The organism is Psychrobacter sp. D2, from assembly GCF_013608135.1.
Taxonomy (GTDB): Bacteria; Pseudomonadota; Gammaproteobacteria; order Pseudomonadales; family Moraxellaceae; genus Psychrobacter; species Psychrobacter cryohalolentis.
This window is the reverse complement of the sequence record NZ_JACDXZ010000003.1, coordinates 193,778-210,052: the sequence shown is the minus strand read 5'-3', so window position 1 is coordinate 210,052 and position 16,275 is coordinate 193,778. Positions and strand designations below refer to the sequence as shown.

The 16,275-nt window shown below is 42.5% G+C and carries 19 protein-coding genes; 3 read left to right on the top strand and 16 right to left on the bottom strand.

The window, feature by feature from the left end:
• Positions 1-248: 248 nt before the first annotated feature.
• From H0262_RS05685 to H0262_RS05670, 4 genes are all read right to left on the bottom strand, one after another.
• Positions 249-1,307 (bottom strand): CaiB/BaiF CoA-transferase family protein, encoded by a 1,059-nt coding sequence (locus H0262_RS05685; protein ID WP_181210029.1) that lies wholly within the window; start codon positions 1,305-1,307, stop codon positions 249-251.
• A complete protein-coding gene (locus H0262_RS05680) occupies positions 1,300-3,483 on the bottom strand; it encodes a 3-hydroxyacyl-CoA dehydrogenase NAD-binding domain-containing protein (protein ID WP_181210028.1) in 2,184 nt (727 codons plus the stop codon). The genes H0262_RS05685 and H0262_RS05680 overlap by 8 nt, the downstream gene beginning before the upstream one ends.
• Before the next feature lie 56 nt (positions 3,484-3,539).
• Positions 3,540-4,748 carry an acetyl-CoA C-acetyltransferase gene (locus H0262_RS05675; protein WP_181210027.1) on the bottom strand — a complete coding sequence of 403 codons (1,209 nt, stop codon included), beginning with the start codon at positions 4,746-4,748 and terminating at the stop codon, positions 3,540-3,542.
• A 178-nt stretch (positions 4,749-4,926) separates the two neighbouring features.
• Positions 4,927-6,078, bottom strand: coding sequence for an acyl-CoA dehydrogenase family protein (locus tag H0262_RS05670; RefSeq protein WP_181210026.1), 1,152 nt, complete (start codon positions 6,076-6,078; stop codon positions 4,927-4,929).
• 238 nt (positions 6,079-6,316) lie between these two features.
• On the opposite strand from H0262_RS05670, the gene H0262_RS05665 reads away from it, so the two are divergent.
• Both H0262_RS05665 and H0262_RS05660 read left to right on the top strand, forming a co-directional pair.
• Positions 6,317-6,970, top strand: coding sequence for a TetR/AcrR family transcriptional regulator (locus H0262_RS05665; RefSeq protein ID WP_149409516.1), 654 nt, complete (start codon positions 6,317-6,319; stop codon positions 6,968-6,970).
• Between the two features lie 473 nt (positions 6,971-7,443).
• Complete coding sequence (locus tag H0262_RS05660) at positions 7,444-8,763, top strand: integrase arm-type DNA-binding domain-containing protein (RefSeq protein ID WP_181210025.1); 1,320 nt, start codon at positions 7,444-7,446, stop codon at positions 8,761-8,763.
• On the opposite strand, the gene H0262_RS05655 is transcribed toward H0262_RS05660, so the two are convergent.
• From H0262_RS05655 to H0262_RS05605, 11 genes are all read right to left on the bottom strand, one after another.
• Entirely contained in the window at positions 8,746-9,045 is a 300-nt protein-coding gene (locus H0262_RS05655) for an AlpA family transcriptional regulator (protein WP_181210024.1), read from the bottom strand. The two genes, H0262_RS05660 and H0262_RS05655, sit on opposite strands and share 18 nt — an antisense overlap.
• Positions 9,032-9,253 (bottom strand): hypothetical protein, encoded by a 222-nt coding sequence (locus H0262_RS05650; protein WP_181210023.1) that lies wholly within the window; start codon positions 9,251-9,253, stop codon positions 9,032-9,034. The genes H0262_RS05655 and H0262_RS05650 overlap by 14 nt, the downstream gene beginning before the upstream one ends.
• A gap of 11 nt (positions 9,254-9,264) precedes the next feature.
• On the bottom strand, positions 9,265-10,107 hold the full coding sequence (locus H0262_RS05645; RefSeq protein WP_181210022.1) for a hypothetical protein: 843 nt from the start codon (positions 10,105-10,107) through the stop codon (positions 9,265-9,267).
• Positions 10,108-10,232: 125 nt separating this feature from the next.
• Positions 10,233-10,673 carry a hypothetical protein gene (locus tag H0262_RS05640; RefSeq protein WP_181210021.1) on the bottom strand — a complete coding sequence of 147 codons (441 nt, stop codon included), beginning with the start codon at positions 10,671-10,673 and terminating at the stop codon, positions 10,233-10,235.
• A 144-nt stretch (positions 10,674-10,817) separates the two neighbouring features.
• On the bottom strand, positions 10,818-11,858 hold the full coding sequence (locus H0262_RS05635; protein WP_181210020.1) for a RecT family recombinase: 1,041 nt from the start codon (positions 11,856-11,858) through the stop codon (positions 10,818-10,820).
• A gap of 4 nt (positions 11,859-11,862) precedes the next feature.
• Complete coding sequence (locus tag H0262_RS05630) at positions 11,863-12,195, bottom strand: hypothetical protein (RefSeq protein ID WP_181210019.1); 333 nt, start codon at positions 12,193-12,195, stop codon at positions 11,863-11,865.
• Entirely contained in the window at positions 12,195-13,199 is a 1,005-nt protein-coding gene (locus H0262_RS05625; RefSeq protein WP_181210018.1) for a YqaJ viral recombinase family protein, read from the bottom strand. Before H0262_RS05625 ends, H0262_RS05630 begins: the two co-directional genes overlap by 1 nt.
• A gap of 2 nt (positions 13,200-13,201) precedes the next feature.
• Positions 13,202-13,480: a hypothetical protein gene (locus H0262_RS05620; RefSeq protein WP_181210017.1), complete on the bottom strand. Its 279-nt coding sequence runs from the start codon at positions 13,478-13,480 to the stop codon at positions 13,202-13,204.
• A gap of 2 nt (positions 13,481-13,482) precedes the next feature.
• Positions 13,483-13,707 (bottom strand): hypothetical protein, encoded by a 225-nt coding sequence (locus H0262_RS05615; RefSeq protein ID WP_181210016.1) that lies wholly within the window; start codon positions 13,705-13,707, stop codon positions 13,483-13,485.
• Positions 13,700-13,852 (bottom strand): hypothetical protein, encoded by a 153-nt coding sequence (locus tag H0262_RS05610; protein WP_181210015.1) that lies wholly within the window; start codon positions 13,850-13,852, stop codon positions 13,700-13,702. Before H0262_RS05610 ends, H0262_RS05615 begins: the two co-directional genes overlap by 8 nt.
• Position 13,853: 1 nt before the next feature.
• Positions 13,854-14,240, bottom strand: a complete 387-nt coding sequence (locus tag H0262_RS05605; protein WP_181210014.1) for a hypothetical protein — start codon at positions 14,238-14,240, stop codon at positions 13,854-13,856.
• Positions 14,241-14,592: 352 nt separating this feature from the next.
• On the opposite strand from H0262_RS05605, the gene H0262_RS05600 reads away from it, so the two are divergent.
• Positions 14,593-14,769 carry a hypothetical protein gene (locus tag H0262_RS05600; protein WP_181210013.1) on the top strand — a complete coding sequence of 59 codons (177 nt, stop codon included), beginning with the start codon at positions 14,593-14,595 and terminating at the stop codon, positions 14,767-14,769.
• Positions 14,770-15,139: 370 nt separating this feature from the next.
• Here H0262_RS05600 and H0262_RS05595 read toward each other — a convergent pair whose 3' ends face one another.
• Positions 15,140-16,267, bottom strand: a complete 1,128-nt coding sequence (locus H0262_RS05595; protein WP_181210012.1) for an ImmA/IrrE family metallo-endopeptidase — start codon at positions 16,265-16,267, stop codon at positions 15,140-15,142.
• Positions 16,268-16,275: the final 8 nt, after the last annotated feature.

The following is a 16,275-nucleotide window of genomic DNA, read 5'->3' as shown; positions in this document are numbered from 1 at the left end:
CTGTATAGATTCGCTTAGAGCACCTTAATAGGTGTTAAATACCAGCGCGCAATGCACCGATGACGATAGGCAAATACTGATTGACATTGGGTATAATAATGTCAATCACTGAGCCTTGTGTGAGACCAAGCCCTTGAATCCAAGCCGCAATAAGCTTTTAGGATAATTTTCTACCCAAATCTTTTCCAGCATAAACCTTCTTTAGTTTTTGACGATTAACTTTAACATAGCGTCCTGACTATGTCATTTTACTGCCAGCCTAATGTTGCACCATGCTCATCTTGGTGCGCAAATAAAGGGTGCGCGCGCGCTTCCTCTAGTGTAAGGACTGGCGTAACGCACACATCTGCCGATTCAAAAACCTGCTGCCAGTGAGCAAGACCATAGCTGGCAAAGGTATCAGCGACCAATTGCGCCGCTTCTTGGCTGTCTCTGGTATTAGGCATGACACCCATTTGCCAATGTTTAGTTTTGAGCTCAGGTAATTCTAATACGTCACATAACCCTTGCCAAAACTTTAGCTCTAAAGAGCCGACTGCCATATGACGATCATCTGCTGTTTTGTACAAACGATAGCAGGGTAGTAGACCACCTAAAAAATCATGCTCCGGCTTTGGGTTTTTACCAGAAAAGCTTGCAACCAACTTACCAGTTGCTTTTGGCATGACCAGATGCTGATACAAGCTGTGGGTCATACTGACCGCAACGTGACGACCTTTACCCGTGCGCTGTGCTGACAACACGGCAGCCAAAAGGGTAATGACTGCCGTATCACTGCCGCCTGCCAAATCTGCAAACTGGATATTAGGCATTGCTTGATCACCATCTGCGGTTTTGAGCTGATCAAGCACGCCGCTCATCGCCATAAAGTTGATGTCATGACCAGCTTTATTAGCCCAATCATGGGTAATGCTCTCGCCATCAACAACGCCATAACCCGTAATCGATACCATGACTAGCTTTGGATTAATAGCATGCAGGGTCTTAGCGTCCAGCCCCATACCTTCAAGCACTTCTGGGCGAAAACTATCAAGCATCACATCGGCATCTTTAAGATGCGTTTTGATTGTTTCAATACCTGCTGGATCACGAAAATCAACTTTTTGAGTCTCTTTACCATGGTTTAACGCGGTGAAAAGCTCGCCAAAGGCACGGGCAGGATCACCATTAAGCGGTTCAATCTTAATAACATCCGCGCCTAAATCTGCAAGTAGTCTAGTCGCAAAAGGCCCTGGGAGGTTGCGCGTCAAATCAACAACGCGCAGCCCCTCTAGGCAGTTTTTCATAGTATCAGCTTGATTAGCCATCTAGAAACTCCTCACCACTTGAAGCCATATCCACTAATATTTGAGCCGGTTCAAACCGTTTACCATATTTGCTAGCAAGCTCGCGGCTACGTTCAACAAATTTATCAACGCCTACTGAGTTAATAAACTGAAGCGTACCACCTTGGTTCGGTGCAAAGCCCCAACCGAAGATTGAACCTACGTTTGCATCAGCTACCGTACGTACGACGTTTTCCTCGAAACACTTCGCGGTCTCATTGGCTTGCACGTAAAGTAGGCGGTCTACCAAGTCTTGCTGAGTCGGCTGCTCATCTGTTATTGGGTACATTTCAGTGAGCTCAGGCCATAGATGCTTTTCACCATTTTCCGGATAGTCATAGAAACCTTTAGCAACCTTTTTACCTTCACGGCCAAGTTCTTTGACCATTTTTTCTACCACTGGCATGGCTGGATGCGGTGTAAAGGTTTTGCCTTGCGCTTCTAAGGCACGCTTGGTTTGCTGCATGACATGTAATGATAGGCTTAGTGACACCTCATCTTGCAGTGCGAGTGGCGGCATCGGCATACCTGACTTCATACCAGCCACTTCGATGCTGCGTGGGTGAATACCTTCACTTAACATGGCAATACCTTCTGAGACATAAGTACCAAAGACGCGAGAAGTGTAGAAGCCGCGACTGTCATTGACAACGATCGGTGTCTTACCGATTTGACCGACATAATCAAAACCTTTAGCCAAAGTGGCATCATCGGTTTCTTCGCCCACGATAATCTCAACCAATGGCATCTTATCTACTGGCGAGAAGAAATGTAGACCGATGAACTGGTTTGGACGCTTGCTGGCTTTGGCAAGTTCAGTGATAGGCAATGTAGACGTGTTAGAAGCATAAACTGCAGTTTCTGGAATAATGGCTTCAGCATTACGCGTGCATTCAGCTTTGATATCTACATCTTCGAATACCGCTTCGATAATTAAATCACAGCCTTCTAAATCGTCGTAAGACGTTGTGGTTTTAATAAGGTCTAACAGTGCTTGTTTTTTCTCTTCCGTTGAACGACCATGGCTGATCGCCTTGTCTAGCAACTTAGTAGAATAGTTTTTGCCTTTTTCAGCACCTTCGATAGACTTATCTAACAGTACCACTTCCATACCCGCTTTAGCTGAGACGTAAGCGATACCAGCACCCATCATGCCAGCACCAAGTATGCCGACTTTGCTTACTTTAGAACGCTCAAACCCTTCTGGGCGTGACTGACCTTTTTTAATACTATTTAACTGTGTCCAAAGCGTATTTATCATATTTTTGGACACGTCTGATAATACACAAGCGACAAAAAAGCGTGATTCGATTTTAAGACCGTTATCAATATCAGTTAGGCAGCCCTCAAACACACTAGATAAGATATGGGTAATAGCTGGATAGTTACCGTGTGATTTCTGATATGCCATCGCTGGCGCAATTGAAAATACTTGTACCACTTTAGGATGCTTGCTGTCACCACCCGGGATTTTAAAGCCTTTTTTGTCCCAAGGTTGCTGAGCTTTTGGATTGTCATTAATCCACGCTTTAGCCTTACTGATAAGCTCATCATTATCATGAGCCACGTCATCGATAAGACCAATGTCAATCGCTTGCTGCGGGCTAAGCGCTTTGCCTTGCGTCATCAGCTCAAGTGCTTTTTGAATACCAATCAAACGTGGCAGACGCTGAGTACCGCCACCACCAGGTAATAGACCAAGCTTGACTTCAGGTAAACCCAGCTTGGTTTTAGACGCGGTCTTTGGAGAGTCAATAGCGATGCGATAATGACAGGCTAACGCCAGCTCTAAACCACCACCTAGTGCCGTACCAGTAATGGCAGCAACCACTGGCTTACCTGACGTTTCAAGTTTACGCAGGCTAGCTTTTAAGTCCTCAACCAAGTCAAACGCTTGCTCAGCAGTTTCAATAGTGGCCAGTTGGTCAATATCTGCGCCAACTACAAAGGTTGATTTACCAGACGTTAAAATCAAACCTTTTGCTTCTTGGTCGTTGACAAAAGCATCAGTCAATGTGGCAAAGGCGTCATTAAAGCCATCACCGATGACATTCATTTTACGATCTACTTGATCGATAGTAACCGTAATAATACCGTTGTCTGATTCTGCTGAAAAACTGTTTAATTCATTAATGGCATTTACGCTGTTTGTGTTCATTCGATATCCTTATTTTCTATGCGTAGGTTTGTCCATATATAGGTAATATTTGAGGCTTAAACACGCTCAATAATGGTAGCAATACCCATACCACCGCCGACACACAGTGTGATCATTGCTGTTTTTAGATCGCGGCGCTCAAGCTCATCAAGCACCGTGGTCAGCAGCATCGCGCCTGTCGCACCCAGTGGGTGACCCATAGCGATAGCACCACCATTAACGTTGACAACATCAAGCGAGAGACCAAAGTCATCCGCAGTATTAAGAGGTACAGCAGCAAATGCTTCGTTGATTTCCCAAAGGTCAATATCAGCAGCAGTCATACCGGCTTTAGCCAGTGCTTTTTTGCAGGCAGGGGTAGGGCCAGTCAACATGATGGTTGGCTCTGAACCAATCACAGATGCCATCGTTATTTTAGCGCGTGGTTTTAGACCTGCTTTTTTGCCAGCAGCTTTACTACCCACAAGACACAATGCTGAACCATCAACGATACCCGATGAGTTCCCCGCATGATGAACATGATTGACGTTTTCAATCGTCGTATATTTATCAAGAATAACACCATCGAAGCCCATTTTACCTGGCATTATAAATGAAGGTTTTAAGCCAGCCAAAGTTTCTACTGACGTGTTTGGGCGAATGGTTTCATCCTGGTCTAATAGCAACAAACCGTTTAAATCTTTGACTGGAACCACTGATTTATCGTAGTAGCCTTTTTCCCAAGCAGCCGCTGCTCTTTTGTGTGATTCTGATGCAAACTCGTCAACGTCTTTACGACTAAAGCCTTTTAGCGTTGCAATGGTATCAGCGCCAACGCCTTGAGGTACGAACTGAACCGCATCGTTTACTCGTGGATCCATATACCAAGCGCCACCGTCCATACCCATTGGTACACGGCTCATTGACTCAACACCACCGGCAACGACTAAGTCCTCCATGCCAGACATGACTTTGGTTGCCGCAAGGTTAATGGATTCTAAACCAGACGCACAAAAGCGTGACAGCGTTAACCCTGCCACGCTCTCATGCCAATCGGCGTCGATAACGGCGATACGTGCGATATCAGAACCCTGCTCACCGACTGGTGTCACACAGCCTAAAATGACGTCGTCTACCAAACTGGTATCTAAATTATGGCGTTGTTGCATCTCTTTTAATAGCGTACGCACCAGCCAAATAGGTGACGCCTGATGGAGGGAGCCATCTTTTTTACCTTTGCCACGTGGAGTGCGGATGGCATCATAGATATAAGCGGTCTCAGTCATAATAAATCCCTTTAATATTTCATTGGATATTTGTTAGATAATGAAGTTTTGAGGAGAACGTACTCTCCTCAATTCAATACTTAAGAACATTTGGCTTAATAACATTCGTATATTGGCTGGCATGTATTTATTTGCATGTAGCGGTTTTCATAAAGCGGCTTGGTTTCACACAATGCTATTACATAAAGCGTGAAGCCAATTCCTTCATAATCTCATTAGTGCCGCCGTAGATTTTTTGGACGCGAGCATCAGCATACATACGAGCGATTGGATACTCTGTCATATAGCCGTAACCACCGAATAACTGTAAGCATTCATCCATGACATTGCACTGTTTTTCTGTCACCCAATACTTGATTAATGACGCTTGCGGTGCGGTTAAGGTGCCATTAATCATCGCTTCAACAGCAGAGTCACACAAAGCTTTTACGGCGAGGTAATCGGCCTGAACTTCAGCCAGCTTAAAGCGCGTGTTTTGGAACTTCCAAATTGACTTTCCAAAAGCTTCACGCTCTTTTACGTACTCAAGCGTCAACTCTAAAGCTAACTTGATAGCACCGCAACCACTTAGCGCAATAATCAGGCGCTCTTGCGGCAACTCTTGCATCATTTGGATAAAGCCAAGGCCTTCTATACCGCCCAATAGGTTTTTCTGTGGGACACGGACGTTACTGAAGAATAGCTCTGAGGTATCTTGAGCGGACATCCCAGTCTTTTTAAGATTGCGACCACGCTCGAAGCCTTCTAAACCATCCGTTTCGACGACAATCAGAGACACCCCCTGAGCGCCCTGCTCACGGTCAGTTTTGCAAGCTAAAACGATAAGGTTTGCGTGTTGCCCGTTAGTAATAAACGTTTTTGAACCATTGATAATGTAGTCATTACCATCTTTCACCGCGTAGGTTTTGATTGCCTGTAAGTCAGAGCCTGTCGTTGGTTCTGTCATTGCGATAGCGCCAACAGATTCGCCAGTAGCCAGTTTAGGTAGCCATGCTTTTTTCTGCTCTTCAGTACCGTGCTTTAAAATATATGGCGCTACAATACCTGAGTGAACCATACCACCAAAACCAGCTTGGTTAGCCTGTGCCTGAGCCAAAAGAATCGCGGCTTCATGACCAAAATCACCACCGCCACCGCCATATTCTTCAGGCATTGACGCACATAAAAATCCCATATCGCCAGCCTCGTGCCAAGCTTTACGGTCAATCATGCCGTTTTCACGCCACTGCTCATCTTTATCCTTCCAACTTTGAAACATCTTCAAAGCACTGTCATACACCATGCTATGTTCTTCGGTCATCCAGTTTGAGGCAAAAGCTTCAATACTCATGTTGTCCATCCTTGACATTGATTATATAGAAATTGAATAAAGGGTAATTTATATTACCCTTTAGTTCAGTATCAAAAATTCTTTAAAATAAAAACTTGTAGAAGATATACTAGATGACGAAAATGCTTTATTCAACACGTTTAAAATAAATGGTAATACATCTTACCTTATATAAAATTGGCTTATTGAGTAAAGTGATTGACTCTAGTCTAAGTAGATTATAAGGGAGTAAACAGTAATGACAATGAAGGCGGTCAAGCAAAAGGATGGTATTGAGACCTCTCAACATTTAGCGCCCTTATCAGATATGCGACCTGCCACCTTGGATAAGATTGAACAAGCGGTTCGTAAAGTGTTTGCAGGCTTCGACCCTAGTGAAGTAACGATGGCGCAAATCGCTAAGTCTGCCAACGTTTCATTGCAAACGCTTTATAAATATTTTGGAGACAAGCAAACCCTGTTTAATACCATTATGGATATCGTACTTGGTAGGTTGGCGACGCGGATCATGGACCATTTACAAGGGATTGATAGCGTAAAAGATCGATTGCGCAAGACACTCTGGGTATGTTTTGATTTTGTCGACAGCCATCCAGATGCAGTGATGGTGCTGTCCTCGATATCGGTATCCCGCATTCGCAGTATTGCCATTTATGAGAATAAAGAACTGATTGGTGCATTTTTGGATGTATTAGAAGATGGTCAAAAACGGGGTGTATTGAATGACAGTGTGCCGCTATATATTCTGTTTGATGTTTTTATGGGTTTTATCAGTCGTTTAGGCTTTATGCATATTATGCGGCAGAGCAATACGCCGATAAACGCAGAGTTTGACGCGCTATTTGTGATTTTATGGCGAGCTATCTCTAAGCCTGAGACAGAAAAAGTGTAATGGTTTATCGCCTAGACCATAATAGAACCTGACTTTCTAACAGCGTCTTCAATCTTAACTTTGATCGTTAGACAGTAATTCCATTTTGATTAAACAGTAAAAGGTGTAATTACTATCTAGTTTACTGTTATTAATCTCAGTTTGCTATAGGCCTGCTCGGACTACTACAGACACAAAAAAGCCCTTATGCTATTGAACATAAGGGCTAATCAGTCATTCTCGGACTTGCTTGTACTACTAATTGGTACCGGTGGTCGGACTCGAACCGACACGCTTTTAAAGGCAACGGATTTTGAATACGCAGGTAATCGCATAACGTAGTTTACGGCAGTGTACTGTAGAATACAGAATAATGATAACTATCATCATCTTAGCTGCCATTACTGAATATTAGTGTACCGTATGTTATGGTAGTTTACGGCAGAATAGATTACTATTTGATTACTTTTTAACTTTTGGTAGATAGTAATCAGATGGAAGATAAGCTCACAACAAGTAAAATTGATCGTTATCCTGTTGAGGATAGTGATTACTTTATATGGGACACTAAGTTTACAGGATTGGGCCTTAAAGTAAACAAGGGCGGCACCAAAGTATTTGTATTTCAAGCGCGTTTGGGCGGTGTGGGTAATGCTAAGCGACGTACTATTGGCAAGCATCCAATCACCACGCTTCAACGTGCTATCGATGTGGCACAAGAGTGGGCTCAGTTATTTGCATCTGGTATTGATCCAAAAGATAAACGTGACGATCAGATCAAGCAAAATGAAATGCGAGCACAAGATAAGTTTAAAGCGGGCATTACCTTTGGTGACGCTTTTACGGATTACTTTGAGCGCAAGAAAGGCGGATGGTCGAATCGATATATTCAGGACCATAAGGACGCAGCTAAGCCGCATTTATCTGATAAAGACTACAATCCTGGTTGCTACGACTATATCTGGGATAAGCCTTTAACTGAATTAACGCCAGAGCTGATCGAGCAATGGACCCACTACGAGAATGAAACGCGCGCGTCTCGTATGGCACAAGCGCACAGAATGTATAAAGCATTTGTAAACTGGTCCGGCGAGATTGGAGAATATAAAGGACTAATACCGGACAAGTCTGCAACAGCCAAGATTGTCTCATCGTCTATCAAAAAGGCGGGTAGGCATAAAGATACGCTGCAGCGTCAGCAGTTAAAACCGTGGTTTGACTTGGTGACGAGTGATGCTATTAGTGACTCTCATGCTGCAGCACTAATCTGCATGTTGATGAATGGCTCACGGCCGAATGAAATGCTGTCATTGAAATGGTCCGATGTGGATTTTAGGTGGAAGACTATTAAGATTACAGACAAGGTTGACCAGTGGGAACGGATAATACCGCTCACACCTTATACTGAAAAGATGATGCTATCTCTACCAAGGATCAATGACTATATATTTGGTAGTCAGCGAAACAAGGTCAGTTATATAAAAATCGGTGACACTTACCGGAATGCAGTGCTGGAATCAGGATTGCCATCACTGCCACCGAAAGCTATGCGTAAGTCATTCAGTAATCTAAGCGAGTGGGTAAGTGTGCCCTATGGCATCGTAAAGCAAATAATGGGTCATAGACCAAGCGCTACAGACGAAAAGCATTACAAGGATAGGGCGATTGATTTATTGAGATTCTGGCACATTAAGATTGAGCAATTTATTTTAGCGGAAGCAGGTGTTGATATTTCTGATGTATATCCAGACGTAAAAAAAGACGACATATATAAATATGTCGTCTCTTATGATAGGTCACAGGTCGATCAGTGATCGGATATCTTTCATACGCCAGCAGCATGTTTTATTTACTAGTTTTGGATGAATGGGTCCGTCACCTTGACTGGCCCAATTTCTGAGAGTTGAGACACTACGATCCAACATGCTAGCAGCGTAAATATGATTAACATGTGGGGTGCCAACGTGGATGGCCACATGTGCCAGTTTTTCACCATCATAACCAAGTACATTAAAGGCATAGTCTAGTAGCTTGCTGCCACGTAAGCCGCTAGACTTTAATGCACTGATATCAATTTCAGTTTCAATCGTTGCCATTAGTAGTCACCTCATAATCCACCAAAACATACTCATGGTCTTCAATACGCTTAGCTTCAACCTCAAAAAGTAGGGTATCGCCTTGCATCACATAAAGCATATTTTCGTTTTGATTAAAATTTTGATAAAGAGCAATGCCATTTTTAGTACCGCTGATACATTCCGCTTCGCCACCTTTTATCGTTTTAATTTCACCTAACTCACTCACAATCGCTCTCCTTATGCAGTAACGGGATTTCGTTCAAGAGCGTCAATTAAATAAACAAAACGCCAAATTTCACCATGCACGTCCATATATCCATCGTTGTCATAGTCAGTAATGACCGTTCGAGCAAAATCAGCAGACCTTTTTGCCTCATCTGGTGACTTATTGCTGAATCCGCATATTGCCCCATAACCATCATCAAGCCATTGCTGAACTTCAGGTTTCGGTACTGGATGTTGATCCATTAAAACCGCGTGATGCTCTTCATCTGTAGTTCCTGCAGACTTGCAACTAGTCACGATATACATCAGGCTTTTGTTGCCATTGAAAGTAAATATATTAGTAATGCCATCAATTGGTTTTGAGCTATAAAGACGCACTGGCACATCTTTAATCTTGTAATGTTTCCCGATAATTTTACCTATCTTGCCTAGGTTCTTTAGATAATTGCCATTTAGCAACACGTTCTTATCTTTTGCTTGTTTAATATCTTCAACGTAGCCCGTAACAGCGCGCTTAACATCTGGATATTTACCATCAATCAAGCCTTTAAATCTTCTAAAGTCCTCGTTTTTAGCGCAAACAATGTCACCAGTTGAGGCTTCCAAGTGAATGTGATACTTGGTCTTGATGGCGTCTTTTATTGATCTACGGTTAAGGATGTAAGAGAAGTCATCACCTTGGTAGTTTTCACACACAATCCAGCGCAATAGTTGATGTCCATCAGCAGAGTAGGCCAACACTTTATTGTCGCCACCGACGAAGTAAACGCCTTCTAAGTAATATCTGACATCTTCTTTAGCAGCGGCACATAGCATAGCTTTTAGGTAAGCTGTTTTTAATTCAATTAGGTCCATGATGCATTCCTTTTTTTACGTTCATTTACCACACGTCGGGCAGACAGTAGGCAATTCCAAATCAACTTCTAGCAGTTCAGCGGCTAGGGCTTCCATTTCTTCTTCTGTAGGTGTTTTCATAATATCTATCCTTGCGCCATTGCGAATAAGTCAGGTTGATTATTGAAATAAACTTTAGCCTTGTTTTTGACTCTCACTGACTTTGGCTTGATACACTTAGCAGGTTTTTTTTGCAGCTCTGGTGGTAACCAGAACATATCTGCTAACGCGTTTTTCAGATAACTAATATCAGTTTTAGCGAGTGCATCAATTACAGTATCAAGCTCCAACTGTGTGATCTTGCGATTGCAACTCAATTGCACTTTTGGCATCTGTGGATGATCGCTTGATACATGAAAGCCCAGCAATGCGACATGCTCACCCTTACCGATACTTTCAGTAATCACGCAACTAAAACCTAGTCCGGTGGTAATTGGCACACAAATCATTCGCTCATCAGGGTATTTCTTGTATCGTTTAATAGAGGCATGTTCTGCATAAGCGGCGCTTATTTTTATTTTTCGCATAATCAAATCCTTCTCGAATTAGGGTGTTTAGGACAGTGGGCATCGTCGCCTTGGTACGCCTGAACTCAGACACGTATTTTATGAGCCGTCACCTCACCAACTAGCTAATACCTACTGTCCTAAACGATTGACGTTATTTCTCAGTTAACCTTGTGCGCCAATATCTTCAGCAACAACATCAAGTGTGTCGCTAAGCATCTTGATATCACCGGCATCAAAGTCTTGCTTCTTATCAGCAATCAGGCCGCGCATACGCTCGACATCTTCAAGAGTCTCGGCAGCTTTGACGTGCTTCATGATGCTGTTGTATTCATCAGATAAGACAATGGATTGCTTTTGATCAGCAAGTGCTTGGCGTAGCTCATTAACATCTTCATCTCTGATGTTGATGGCGTCATTCTCGACCATTGCCTTAATCTCTTTGCCAATAGGACCAATTTGCTTAACATCAGTAATTTGCTCAATCGTTCCTAGCAATTCGCTGGTGTCGTAATATTCAATCACTGGTGCTTCAGCGGTTGGTTGCTGTTTAACACGATTAAGTAGGGCAGATGCACCGGCATTTTGAGCTTTAGGTGTGACATTACGAGGGGCTTCGTTATCACGGTCAGCCAACTCATCAGGTGTATAAACACCCATGATTACGTCAGGGAAGTGCAAGCGAGAAAAGCGTTTGGCAGCCAAGTAAGCAAGCTGTTGGCGCGGGTCAGCAGCCCATAGCGGTGAGTTTCGGACAGTACCAACTTGCGCCATGGTTAAGCTAAGTTCGGTCGGCTCATCATCACCAATCACTGTTGCACGACATATCACACCAACGTCATCAGACTTATCCTCTTTGGTCTTGACCTTCGACCAATCACCGAAGTATTCAAACTTCATGCGGTCACTGATAGGCGCACGATTATTGATAACTGCGATAACCAGTTGAGCTTCATAACCTAACGTACCACTGACTAGGTGAGTCTTTTGTGCTACTGCAAATGGATCCATGCCCCAGCGTAACGCTTGACCGATAACTGCAAAGCAATCACCTTCACTGCCTTGCAGATGTTTTGGGATAGTGCACTTACCACTAGCCATAACTTGCGCTAGGCGATAGCATTTATTAAACAGCGAGTCATCAAGCGTGATTTGCTGTGGTGAGTATTGCTGATCTTCCATTACTGCGATTTCTTGATTGTCCATGGTGTTATTCCTTATTTTTAGTGTCACTGGTTAAGTCGAGTTTTAGTTGCTGGATGTTGCTTTCGATTTTAGATTCCAATTTTTGGATTGCATGATCGTAAACATGATCAATAATCCAAGGTAATTTATGTTCTAAAGCTGCATCAACCAGGCCGCTTGAGTCTTGAGGGTTGTCAAAAAGGTAACTGCTATCTAGGCTGTTATCTATTTTGACGATGATATCTCTGATATCTGCAGTCTTAATTAGAGCCTGATCAGCTCTCATTTTTTCTATTATCTTTTCCTTAGTAGCAATCAGTTCAGCTATACCAACGATAGTAGTCTCATGAATTTTCATCACTTAAACCTCATGACACGGCTTTCACTTTGCTTGTTGTACTTCTCAGCAAGCTCTGGCATATCCTTTTTAAATTGACTGCTATTAAAGCGGTTACTGACTTGGACCTTGTAAGTAGCGACCACTTCACCATCGATTGCCAATGCTTCATTATCTTGAATCTGACAAATCAAGTCGGTCTGGGCGAGCTCAAGCGCAGTTTTAACTTCTTTTTCCTGCGCCTTAAGTGCTTCATAATGCTCAAACACTTTGGCAGCTTCACTATCCGGCTCGACATCAAGCGTCGTATCAGGATTGTGGCGTGGGTACTTATCCTTAGCGTTCTGCAGCGTGGTAGCGTCAGGCTCAACACCTGCTAATACGTTATTGGTCCAGAAGCTTTCTGCAGCTTCAAACAAGTAATCAATGAAGTCCTGGTGACGTTCAATCTTGTATTGGCGGTACTTGTTACCACCAATCAGTACAGCCATGTGACAGACTTGCGTATCAGTCACACCCATATACCACTGAGCTTGGCACTGATACTGGTCCGGCACTTCGTCGCTTTCTTCTGAACCCCAATTTTTGCCAACGTATTCAGATGCGGTCTTAATCTCGACAATCTGATCAGTGGTCAGCTTGCCGTCTTTGAATCGCACGTTGCCTTTAATAGCTGGATTGATAATGGCACGGTCAATGTTAGCGATGGCCCAACGATGTTCAGGGTGACGCATGAGAAAGTTAACATTCTGAATCTTAAGACCACTGCGTTTAGAAAATTCGCGCGCTACCGTGTCCTCGAGTACGGTGCCCCAATAAGCAAACTCACTGGTCTCTTCATTCACCGGCTGCGTTTTAGACTGGTAGATATCGTAAGCAGTAGCGTAGGGCGATACACCTATAATGGCTGCTATGTCACTGCCACCGATGCCAGACTGACGTAATGTGAGCCAATCCTGGCGGCTTAGGTTGCTGGTCTTGATAGCGTTATCATCTTGCTGTTCAAATTTGATTGCGGTTCCCATGATTATTCTCTCCCTTCAATTTTTCTAAACTCAATTGGTATGCCGTATGGCTTCAACGTTTGACTGAGAGGAGGTTTCATATTCAAAGTCCCACCTTCATCAAACGCAATCTCAAAAGACCCATCGCTATCTAAGTGACAGACCGTTGCTATAGCTCCACGTTCGCGTCGATAACAGCTATGGCTTTTCGTTAACTGCAATTTATCGCCAAGGGCTACCGCAAAACTTGGGTCAAGCTTGTGAGCGTCTATTGACTCCACAAGCAATCCTTTAATAGACATAATCACTCCCTCCCGTATGCTGTTGCGATAAATTGGTTGGCATGTTTAGCCGTTTGGTATTCTTCAGAGGCGTAGTAAGCGTCGTCTTTGTATTGCTTATCAGTAGCGAGCGACACTTCTAATTTGTGTAATGCAATAGCGTTCTTATCGTTTTGTAGATCAACGTCTAACGCACAACCAGTTACTAGCATTGGCGCTAAGAGGGTAATGATTGCAGTCTTAAACATTGGCCACCTCCAACACAGACTTAAAATCGATTTGACGCTTATAGCGCTGAACAATCACACTTCGTGCTGCCATTTTGGTCGCGCCTTGAATGCGCTCGCTGATATAAGAGCCGTCTACAACGTAGAGTAATTCCCAAGTTTTCATATTAAGCACCTCCCCACATTGCGGCTTCGTTTCGCATGTCGTTTTCCCAGTCATTGCTCAGCCATGCTTGATACTTTGCTTTATCAATAACTGAATCAAGATAGGGTTTAGGTTCTTGCGCTGGTTGGCTCTGAGTACGTCGCCAGTAAGACTGATTAACCAACTCAACAAAGGCGCTCATAATCAGTTCATTGTGATGTGGCTCGTACTGGTAATTAACTTCATTGCCGTTTGCATCTAATGCCAAAACAGGCGAGGCGCTTTTTAAATTCTCTGACATGGTTGCTTCAACCTGAAAGTGAACTTGATTACCGTCTAGCTCTACAATCAAGTAACCGTCTTTTCTGCCTAAATCGAAATATTGCTTTTTCTCTTTTACCTGTGCCATAATCCGTTCACTCCTTGTTGAGTTAAAAGCCCTGTTTGTCTTTGGTCGGATTGCAGGGCTTTTTATTGTCAAAAATTTGGTATTGCTAGATAGTTTCGGCTAACTCGTTATTAGCTAATAAATTAATTATGAACCAATGGTTCTTATATGTCAACCTTAATATGAACCATTAAGAACTATAATAAGAACCAATAATACTTACAAGCACAAAAAAACCCGCTCAAAGGCGGGTTAGGGGTTCTTTATATACTGAATTTAGGTATTCGTAAACATTAGTTAGATAGTGATTGATAAAGGTAGGATGTGGTGCTATGGTCGAATTTCTATTATTTGATTATTAAGGTAGCAGCCTATGAAAACTTGGTCAGCACTTCTTATCTCTATATTCATGATGGCGCCAGTCGTACAGGCGAATGCTCAGAACTATCCTTGTTCTAAAAGCATGGGTGGCGTATCGCATTGCAAAGATGGTAAGTTCGTCTGTAATAATGGCAAGATTAGTCAGTCTAAGAAGGTTTGTACTGGTTAAGGAGGGTTTTAGCATTATGCTAGATAAAATATATTGGTTCATGTTGTATGGCTTCCGCGGTCTTATTCGCGCAGTGCCTTTCTTTTTATTATCGATGGTGCTAACTTTCATTAAAAGTAGATTGCACCTAATTACAGATGCAGGGTTATTGGCATCATTGCTTATTTATATATCAAAAGGTCTCACTATACTTGCATTAGTCTCATTAGCTGCTTCAGCTATTGTATGGCTAGTGACCTGGGCAGGCGACTATCGATCTGGTTATCTACCTAATTGGATTAGAAGAGAGTTGTACTAAGTTATTGGTATTTTAAGTTAGGCAGTAAAAAACCGCCTTGATTGGCGGTTTTTTTATCGTGCTTAATTCTAGCTATAATATGCGTAAACGTGGTTTAGCGATTGCCTTTTCGGTATCAAAAAATCCTTTTGGTAAGGAGCAAAGCTTCTCTAAATCTGTTTCACTATAAAAAGTTCTTTCAATAATATCTTCTTTATCAAAGCCTCCTTCATTAAGAAGTAGCTCGATAGTATTCTTCATTAATTTAGGATATTCCACTGGGGTTGTATCGTCATAAGGTTCGCTCTTTCGCCACTTACGGTAACTATAATTTTTAAACAATCTCACTTTATAATCATCTGAAATTATACCTAAATTATGATACTGCATAATTAATGCTGCAACTGACATACCCCAGCGTTTTTTCTCAAGCAATAGATTATCCAATGTTATGCTTCTAAAAGATAATGAGAGAGCACGTCTTGGGGCTAGGAAGTGCGTAGCAAATAAATGTGCTTGTCTCTCAACTTCTTTATAGCGATTGGTAGTTTTTAAACAGTCATCTTTAGTAAGATTCTTGTGTAGTATGATATGACCTAGCTCATGAGCGATATCAAATCGACCACGAAAGAAATTACTCTTATCTTCTGCTACCCAGATGAATGGACGATCAATCCATGTTGAAACACCATCCATACCATCATGGCCAATGCGCTCTTTAGCAACAATAATGCCATTAGATTCGATAGTTGCAATTAAATTCTTAATAGGCCTATCTCCGAGCTTCCATAGTAGGCGCAATTTATTTGCATACTGTTCAATATCATCATCACTTAAAGCCAGTGCTTGATTTCTAGTAGGTGATGGAATAACATTAACTTCTGGATAATCAACCCATTCTTCAAGTGAAAAGCTGATTTCTTTAAGCCAGTTCAGCCGTGTTTCTACAACCCCTCTCAGAGTTTTAGTAGCAGTAGCATTAGAACGAAATTGATATACTTTATTTTCTGTCTGTAAGGTTTTTAATGCAAACCACTTCACTGGTAAACGTAGTACCTCTGATATTTTAATAATTGTTTCTGCATCAGGATTGCTACTTCCAATCTCCCATTTACATATAGTGCTTTTAGATTTATCAATAATTTCACCTAATCCTTCTTGAGTCAAACCTCGTGCCTTTCTTGCCTCAATTAAGCGATCTGGATTAAATTGCTGTATCATGTTTGCCC